The 8,173-nt window shown below is 40.1% G+C and carries 8 protein-coding genes, 1 rRNA gene and 2 riboswitches; of the genes, 1 reads left to right on the top strand and 8 read right to left on the bottom strand.

The window, feature by feature from the left end:
• The 7 genes from ACGLXV_RS22200 to ACGLXV_RS22170 all read right to left on the bottom strand — a co-directional run.
• Positions 1-293, bottom strand: a 293-nt coding sequence (locus ACGLXV_RS22200; RefSeq protein ID WP_391560333.1) for a phosphoribosylformylglycinamidine synthase subunit PurQ, incomplete at its 3' end; no start/stop codon positions are given.
• Positions 290-544: a phosphoribosylformylglycinamidine synthase subunit PurS gene (gene purS / locus ACGLXV_RS22195; RefSeq protein WP_119706435.1), complete on the bottom strand. Its 255-nt coding sequence runs from the start codon at positions 542-544 to the stop codon at positions 290-292. The genes ACGLXV_RS22200 and purS, both read right to left, overlap by 4 nt.
• Positions 537-1,256: a phosphoribosylaminoimidazolesuccinocarboxamide synthase gene (purC, locus tag ACGLXV_RS22190; RefSeq protein WP_391560334.1), complete on the bottom strand. Its 720-nt coding sequence runs from the start codon at positions 1,254-1,256 to the stop codon at positions 537-539. The genes purS and purC overlap by 8 nt, the downstream gene beginning before the upstream one ends.
• 225 nt (positions 1,257-1,481) lie before the next feature.
• Positions 1,482-2,774 (bottom strand): adenylosuccinate lyase, encoded by a 1,293-nt coding sequence (gene purB / locus ACGLXV_RS22185; RefSeq protein ID WP_119706433.1) that lies wholly within the window; start codon positions 2,772-2,774, stop codon positions 1,482-1,484.
• A 3-nt stretch (positions 2,775-2,777) separates the two neighbouring features.
• Positions 2,778-3,932 (bottom strand): 5-(carboxyamino)imidazole ribonucleotide synthase, encoded by a 1,155-nt coding sequence (purK, locus tag ACGLXV_RS22180; RefSeq protein ID WP_391560332.1) that lies wholly within the window; start codon positions 3,930-3,932, stop codon positions 2,778-2,780.
• Positions 3,919-4,407: a 5-(carboxyamino)imidazole ribonucleotide mutase gene (gene purE / locus ACGLXV_RS22175; RefSeq protein ID WP_391560331.1), complete on the bottom strand. Its 489-nt coding sequence runs from the start codon at positions 4,405-4,407 to the stop codon at positions 3,919-3,921. The genes purK and purE overlap by 14 nt, the downstream gene beginning before the upstream one ends.
• A 123-nt stretch (positions 4,408-4,530) precedes the next feature.
• Positions 4,531-4,632, bottom strand: a riboswitch (purine riboswitch).
• Positions 4,633-4,717: 85 nt separating this feature from the next.
• Positions 4,718-4,918 (bottom strand): NETI motif-containing protein, encoded by a 201-nt coding sequence (locus ACGLXV_RS22170; RefSeq protein ID WP_391560330.1) that lies wholly within the window; start codon positions 4,916-4,918, stop codon positions 4,718-4,720.
• A gap of 157 nt (positions 4,919-5,075) precedes the next feature.
• A riboswitch (cyclic di-AMP (ydaO/yuaA leader) is annotated at positions 5,076-5,205 on the top strand.
• A 113-nt stretch (positions 5,206-5,318) separates the two neighbouring features.
• Between ACGLXV_RS22170 and ACGLXV_RS22165 the strand changes: the two genes are divergently transcribed.
• Positions 5,319-7,145: an APC family permease gene (locus tag ACGLXV_RS22165; RefSeq protein WP_391560329.1), complete on the top strand. Its 1,827-nt coding sequence runs from the start codon at positions 5,319-5,321 to the stop codon at positions 7,143-7,145.
• Between the two features lie 913 nt (positions 7,146-8,058).
• Here the strand turns inward: ACGLXV_RS22165 and rrf are convergent.
• Positions 8,059-8,173 (bottom strand): 5S ribosomal RNA (gene rrf, locus ACGLXV_RS22160).

The raw sequence follows: 8,173 nt of genomic DNA, 5'->3' as shown, positions 1-8,173 counted from the left end.
AGTAAACCTGCTTCTAATAAAATTTGGAATCCGTTACATACACCTAAGATTGGCTTCCCAGCTTCAGCAGCCTTCACGACTTCCTGCATGACATTACTAAAGCGAGCAATAGCACCAGTTCTTAGGTAGTCACCGTAAGAAAATCCGCCTGGTAAAAGAATGGCATCAAATCCGTCTAAGCTGGTAGCGTCATGCCATACGTATTCTACATCTTCTCCTAGTTCATCCTTAATCGCATGATACATATCGATGTCACAGTTTGAGCCAGGAAACACGATTACCGCAAACTTCACTGTGCAACACACTCCTCAATCTCATAGCGATAGTCTTCAATAACCGTGTTAGCAAGGATTTTTTCACATACTTCTTTTACCACTTCTTCTACATCACGATCTGATTTTTCTACTGTTAACTCCATATATTTTCCGATACGAACATCTGATACCGCCTGATAATTTAACGAATGTAGTGAATGAACAACAGCTGTTCCTTGTGGATCTAATACACTCTCTCTTAACGTTACAAACACTTTTACTTTATACATGTTGTGGTCCTCCTAATTTTTCAAGTATGGTTTCATAAGCATCCGTTAAACTTCCTAAATCGCGGCGAAATACATCCTTATCAAACTTTTCATTTGTGACCGCATCCCAAAGGCGGCATGTGTCTGGGGAGATTTCATCGGCAAGTAATAACTCACCAGCTGCGTTCTTCCCGAACTCTAGTTTGAAGTCGATTAAGCGAATTCCTAGCTCATTGAAAAAGCTTGATAAAGTCGCATTTACATTCAGTGCTTTCTCTTTTAATTGTGCTATCTCTTCAGGAGTGGCAAGCTTTAATTCTTCTACATGATCATCTGTGATAAGCGGATCACCTAATGCATCATCCTTTAAATAAAACTCCACTAATGGCTTTGACAGCTCCTTGCCTTCTTCTACTCCAAGGCGTTTTGAAAAGCTTCCAGCTGCCACATTACGAACGACTACTTCAATAGGAACAATCTCAACCTTTTGAACAAGCTGCTCAGTCTCAGAAAGGCGCTTTACAAAATGAGAAGGAATACCCGCGTCATGAAGCTTTAAAAATAACAAACTAGTAATCTCGTTATTCAAGCGACCTTTCCCATCAATCGTTGCCTTTTTTTCACCATTAAAAGCAGTAGCTGAATCCTTGTACTCAATCCAAACAATTTGTTCATCATCCGTTTTGTACACCCGTTTCGCCTTGCCTTCGTATAATAAGGAACCTTTTTCCATTAGCAATCGTACCTCCTGAATCGGAATATTGGCAATTTTTTGAGTAGAAGCGCCTTAACAGGTGCTTCCATTATTCTTTGTCCAGCTCCAGCACCCAGCGACTAGTGGCCTTCACTCTTTTCCCTACGATAAGGCAACATCGAATCGCTTACGCTCTTCGTGTTTTCTTTATCTCAGTCAAAGCGCTCCAGCCCATACGTCGCTTAACGGGTGCTTCCGCTTTTCTTATAAACCTAATCTTTCAAAAATTGTATCTACGTACTTGATATGGTAGTTGTAGTCGAAGCAATCATCAATTTCAGCTGGGCTTAACTTGCTAGTAATCAATTCGTCACTTTCGATTAGTGAGCGGAAATGAACTTGCTTTTCCCAAGCTTCCATTGCTCTTGGTTGAACCGTATCATATGCTTCCTCACGAGTCAGGCCTTTGTCAATTAGAGCCAGAAGAACACGTTGTGAGTAAATCAAGCCAAGTGTACGATCCATGTTTCTCTTCATATTTTCAGGGAAGACCGTTAAGTTCTTCACAATGTTTCCAAAACGGTTCAACATGTAATTTAATGCGATCGTTGCGTCTGGAAGAATGACTCTTTCAGCAGATGAGTGTGAAATATCTCTTTCATGCCAAAGCGAAACATTTTCGTATGCTGTCATCATATATCCACGAATCACACGAGCAAGTCCTGTCATATTTTCAGACCCAATTGGGTTTCTCTTATGTGGCATTGCCGAAGATCCTTTTTGACCTTTTGCGAAAAATTCTTCCACTTCACGCGTTTCACTCTTTTGTAATCCACGAACTTCAGTTGCAAATTTTTCAATCGATGTAGCAATAAGAGCAATCGTGCTCATATAATGTGCATGACGGTCACGCTGTAGTGTTTGTGTAGAAATTGGAGCTGGCTTAATTCCAAGCTTTTCACAAACATACTTTTCAACAAACGGGTCAATGTTTGCGTACGTTCCAACTGCACCTGAAATTTTCCCGTACTCGATGCCTTCTGCTGCTTGCTTAAAGCGATCCAGATTACGCTTCATCTCTTCGTACCAAAGAGCAAGCTTTAAACCAAATGTCGTAGGTTCTGCGTGTACTCCGTGTGTACGTCCCATCATAACGGTATGCTTATGTTCTTGAGCTTTATTTTTTAAGATCTCAACAAAGTTCTCTAAGTCTTTTAAAAGGATGTCATTTGCTTGCTTAAGCATATAAGACAGTGCCGTATCCACCACATCTGTAGAAGTTAGTCCGTAATGTACCCATTTACGCTCTTCTCCAAGCGTTTCTGAAACTGCTCTTGTAAAAGCAACTACATCATGACGTGTTTCTTGTTCAATTTCATTAATACGGTCAATGTTGAACGAAGCATTTTGACGGATTTTTTCAACGTCCTCTTTCGGAATTTCACCAAGCTCTACCCATGCCTCACATGCAAGAATTTCTACTTCAAGCCAAGCCTTAAAGCGATTTTCCTCTGTCCAAATAGCTCCCATTTCCGGGCGTGTGTAACGATCAATCATGTTTTATCCTCCGATCAATTCTTCAGTTTTACTCCAAATCCCACTGTCTTCAATCTCTGCTAGTGCTTCTTCAACGTTTTCTCGAAGCAAGGTAATATGTCCCATTTTCCGCTTAAACTTCGGTTCGATCTTTCCATAAAGATGAATTTTCCAATCAGTTACGGAAGGAATAGCTTGAATCACAGCTTCTTGATGCTCTCCTAAAATATTTACCATCACTGCTGGTTTTAAGAGAGTTGTACGTCCTAACGGCAAGTTACATACCGCACGCACATGCTGTTCAAACTGTGAAGTTTCACATGCTTCAATGGTGTAATGCCCTGAATTATGTGGACGTGGTGCCAGCTCGTTGATATAAATATCGTCATCTTTTGTAAGAAACATCTCAACTGCTAGAGTGCCGACCAACTGTAAGGCTGATGCAAGCTTTTCAGCAAGTTCTAATCCTTTTTCAGCTGCATCCCCACTTATTCGAGCAGGAACAATTGTCTCATGTAAAATATTGTCTCGATGTATATTCTCTCCAATTGGGAACACTTCAGTCTGCCCACTTGCACTGCGAACAACGATTACTGAAATTTCCTTTTCAAAAGGAATCCACTTCTCTAACACACATGAACCATGTTCTAGTAACTTCTCAGCCAATAGCAGATCCTCTTCTGTCTTGATGACGAATTGACCTTTGCCATCGTACCCACCAGTAGCTGTCTTTAAAACAGCAGGAAATCCAAGCCTTTTTATATTATCATAAATGTCTTGTGCAGATAGGATGACCGCATATGGAGCCACCTTCACTCCAGCCTTTTCTATAGCCGCTTTTTCTGTAATTCGATTTTGAGTGATTTCTAGTAATTTGGTTCCTTGTGGTACATAGGCATTCTCTGCCAGCCATTTTAAAGCTTCTGCATCGATATTTTCAAACTCATACGTGATGACATCACTCACACTCGCGAGTTCTTTGATGGCCTCAAGATCGTTATACCCTGCCACGATGCTAATATCAGATACTTGGCCACAAGGAGAATCCTCCGCGGGGTCAAGGACAGCCACTCGGTACCCTTGAGCTTTTGCCGATAAGGCCATCATTTTACCTAACTGTCCACCACCGATAATCCCAATCGTTTGTCCTGGTAAAATCACTGGATTAGACAAGTTCATCACTACTTTCCAAAACGGTTTGTTTGGTTGCTTCTCTTTTCTCTTGAAGCTTTAAAGCAATCTCTTCGTTAAATGCTCCTAATATTTGAGCTGCAAGCAATCCCGCATTTGTTGCACCAGCTGTTCCAATTGCAACCGTTGCTACTGGAACACCTCCTGGCATTTGTACAATCGAGAGTAGGGAGTCTAAACCGTTCAACGCCCTTGATTGAACTGGAACACCAATAACCGGTAAAGTTGTTTTTGCTGCCACCATTCCAGGAAGGTGAGCTGCTCCGCCTGCTCCAGCAATAATTACCTTTATTCCACGTTCACGAGCTGTTTCTGCATATTCAAACATCAGGTCCGGTGTTCGATGGGCAGATACCACCTTTTTCTCGTAAGGTATATTTAAATCGTCTAGCACTGTACACGCTAGTTTCATAGTTTCCCAATCAGATTTGCTTCCCATAATAATTCCAACTTGTGCTTCCATTGTACCCCTCCTAGCTAAATAATATAAAAAGCCCACACAGATTCTTTCCATGACGAGGAAAGGAATCTGTCCGGGCTTGTTCATACAAGATGGAAGAGACACAAAAGAAGCGCCTCTTACTCCGGGCATATCACATTTCCTCATAGTCCGATCATTTACGGTAATCGGGTAGAAACTTATGGGCCATATTCCCATTATTATACGAGGGCTATTTCTGAATTTAATCTCATGTCTATATTACAATCTGTTATATAATCTGTCAATGAAATTGTCGAACGTTTATAATTTATGTATAGTTAATGTTCGTGTTTTACTCTATTAATCGAGCTTCGAATATGATTTTCCTGGCGATCGGCTCATAAGAAACCTCTCCTGCCTCTTTTACCTCTTGAAAAACTGGCTTTTCTGTGCGCTTTACAGGAGTATACCCTTCTTTCGCCATTCGTTCAAGACAATCACTTAATGTTTCGTTTTCCTCAACTTCGAAAATGGCTTTTTTTGGTTTTGTCATGTTATATGGTCCTTTCAATGTCCTTTAATAGTTAACCTATTATACCCATTTATGAGGGTTAATAGAAGATTTCTTTGTACTTACTTAAACCAAAAATAGTTAACAAAATTTTCATTTACATTTTTAAATGGCGGGAGTATGATAATCAAAGTTTCATATTCTTAAATCGCTGAAACCATTGGTACGGGGGACCCAAAATGTCCGGGGGTGAATCCTTTTATTAGGTAGGGCTACTCATGAGGCCCGAATCCGACAGCTAACCTCGTAAGCGTTTTTTGAGAAGGAAGGTGGAGCTTGTGGAGCAAAATTACTAACGTCTACAAGTCTTATTTCTTGATGGCTTTGTAGGCTTTTTTTGTGGATTTTTTTCATTATATCTTGCTAGATGGTGGTGTAAAACATGATCTCTTCTATTAAGAGATTACTTATTGGCAGACCTTTGAAGTCTGACCAGTTAGGTGAACAAAAGTTAAATAAAACAAAAGCTTTAGCGATTTTATCATCGGATGCTTTATCATCCGTGGCCTATGGACCAGAGCAAATACTTATTGTTCTCGTTTCTATAGGTGCCATTGCTTTTTGGTACTCTATTCCCATAGCGATTGGCGTTCTTCTTTTATTAACAGCCTTAATATTATCTTACCGACAAATCATTTATGCCTACCCCCACGGCGGTGGTGCGTATGTGGTATCTAAGACCAATCTTGGTGTGAATCCAGGACTAGTGGCCGGAGGGTCCTTATTGGTTGACTATATATTAACAGTGGCTGTAAGTGTTTCAGCAGGTACCGATGCGATTACTTCGGCCTTCCCAGCTTTACATGACTATAATGTGGAGATTGCGATTGTATTTGTTATCTTTTTAACGATTCTAAACTTAAGAGGCGTAACCGAATCTGCCTCCATTCTTGCTTATCCAGTTTATTTATTTGTTCTAGCTTTATTTATCTTAATCGGAGTGGGTTTATTTAAGGTGATTACAGGTCAGGTACCTCCTGAACTGCATACGCCGATTGGAACACCGGTAGCAGGAATTAGCTTATTCCTTTTACTTAAGGCATTTGCGTCAGGTAGCTCTGCGTTAACAGGTGTCGAAGCGATATCAAATGCCATACCAAACTTTAAAGACCCTGCACCAAAAAATGCGGCAAGGACACTTATGTTAATGGGTACACTGCTTGCGATTCTATTATCTGGAATTGTCGTCTTAGCTTATTATTACGGCATAACACCAAAGGCAGATGAAACCGTCGTCTCACAAATTGCTAGCCAAACCTTTGGGCGAACATTTATGTATTTCTTCATTCAAGGGACAACCGCGTTAATTTTGATACTAGCAGCAAATACAGGATACTCTGCATTTCCATTATTAGCTGTAAACTTAGCCAATGATAAATTTATACCTCGTATGTTTACACTTCGAGGCGATCGACTGGGCTACTCAAATGGAATTATGATTTTAGGTTTTGCTTCTATCTTGCTCATTATTACTTTTCATGGACATACAGAAAATTTAATCCCGTTGTATGCGGTTGGTGTTTTTATTCCATTTACTCTTTCTCAAACTGGAATGATGGTAAAATGGATTCGCGAAAAGCCAACTGGCTGGATATCAAAGCTCGCGATAAACACTACCGGTGCTCTGATAAGTTTCGTAGTTACCATGATGTTTTTTATCACAAAGTTTAGCCAGGTATGGCCTGTTCTAGTTTTTATTCCTGTGATTGTACTGATCTTTCATAAAATCCATAAGCACTATGAGGCAATTGCGGATCAGCTTCGTGTCACCACTTGCGAAACAGCACTACCCATCGAAGGAAATGTCATCATCGTACCTGTGGCTGGCATTACCCATGTAGTGGAGAATTCCATTAACTATGCTAAATCCCTATCAGCAAGCCAAGTAATTGCTGTGTATGTAGCCTTTGATCGGGAAGAAGAAAAACGCTTTGAGGAAAAATGGAAAAAGTGGCAGCCTGACATACGATTGGTCACCTTACATTCTCATTATAGAAGCATTATTCACCCACTCACCAAATTTGTCGACACAGTCGAGCATAAAGCGAGTGAGTCCAATTACCGGGTAACTGTTCTAATCCCTCAGTTCATTCCGAAAAAAGGCTGGCATAACATGCTTCATAACCAATCAAGCCTGTTAATCCGTTCCTTCTTGCTTTATAGAAAAAATGTTATTGTTTCGACACTGCCGTATCACTTGAAGCATTAGGTCGGGTCGGGTTGGAAAAAAGCACCTGTGTGTAACGGGTTCAGATACCTCTCACTTTTTATATAAATACGTTTGAAAATCTCCTTATATTTGTTATACATTTTGTCCCTGCAAAATGCAGGGCTTTTTGTTGTGTAAGAATATTACAAAGTGTCACCTAATATATAATGCATTTTATGACCAGGGTGCTGATATAAAACTGATGTTGATTTCACTGAGTTTGAAAAATAACCGGAAAAATTCCGTTTAAATTGGGAAATACCCATATTTTCTTAAGATTAAGCGGAGTTTTTCCGCTTATGTGATCTAAATCTTTGAATTTTGGCTTATTTAGAGCAGTTAACCGGAATTCCTCCGCTTATCTCTGCTTCTTAAGCTTCCTCTATATACATTAGCCGGAAATTCTCCGCCTATTAATTCTCTTACCTATACGAAATCATCAATGAATAATTATAGAGCCAAAGTCATTTTGCAGTCCAATTTACGAGGTAACAGATATCTCTGTAACCTTACATTTTGATATACAAATTGGACTACAGTTTCACGCCTATTTTTATAATTATTCGCGTTATATCAATAAAAAATGACCATCAAATCCACATACAAATTGATGGTCATTTTAATATACATTTTGGATTTTTGTGACAGGTAACAGAACCCGTTAACCTGTGAGGGTGCTCTTTTGTTTTACGAGACAGTAGATTGACATTGGGCATTTCTATTTGACGGTTTGCGGGGTAAGGAGTTGCTTACGGGCAGATAGAGTCCTTCTATTTGACCATTTGAGGCAACTGGAGTTGCTTACGGGTAAATAGAGCCTTTCTAATTAACCTTCAAAGACAAAAATACGAGCATACAGTCAATTAGAAACACTCACAACAAAAAAAGCACCCACTCAGGTGCTTTTTCCTTTGCCTAGCGACGTCCTACTCTCACAGAGGGAAACCCTCAACTACCATCGGCGCTGAAAAGCTTAACTTCCGTGTTCGGTATGGGAACGGGTGTGACCTTTTCGCTATCGCCACTAG

This window comes from Robertmurraya sp. (genome assembly GCF_036676585.1).
GTDB lineage: Bacteria > Bacillota > Bacilli > Bacillales > Cytobacillaceae > Robertmurraya_A.
Note: the sequence above shows the minus strand (reverse complement) of the source record. Positions and strands in the feature narration are given on the sequence as shown.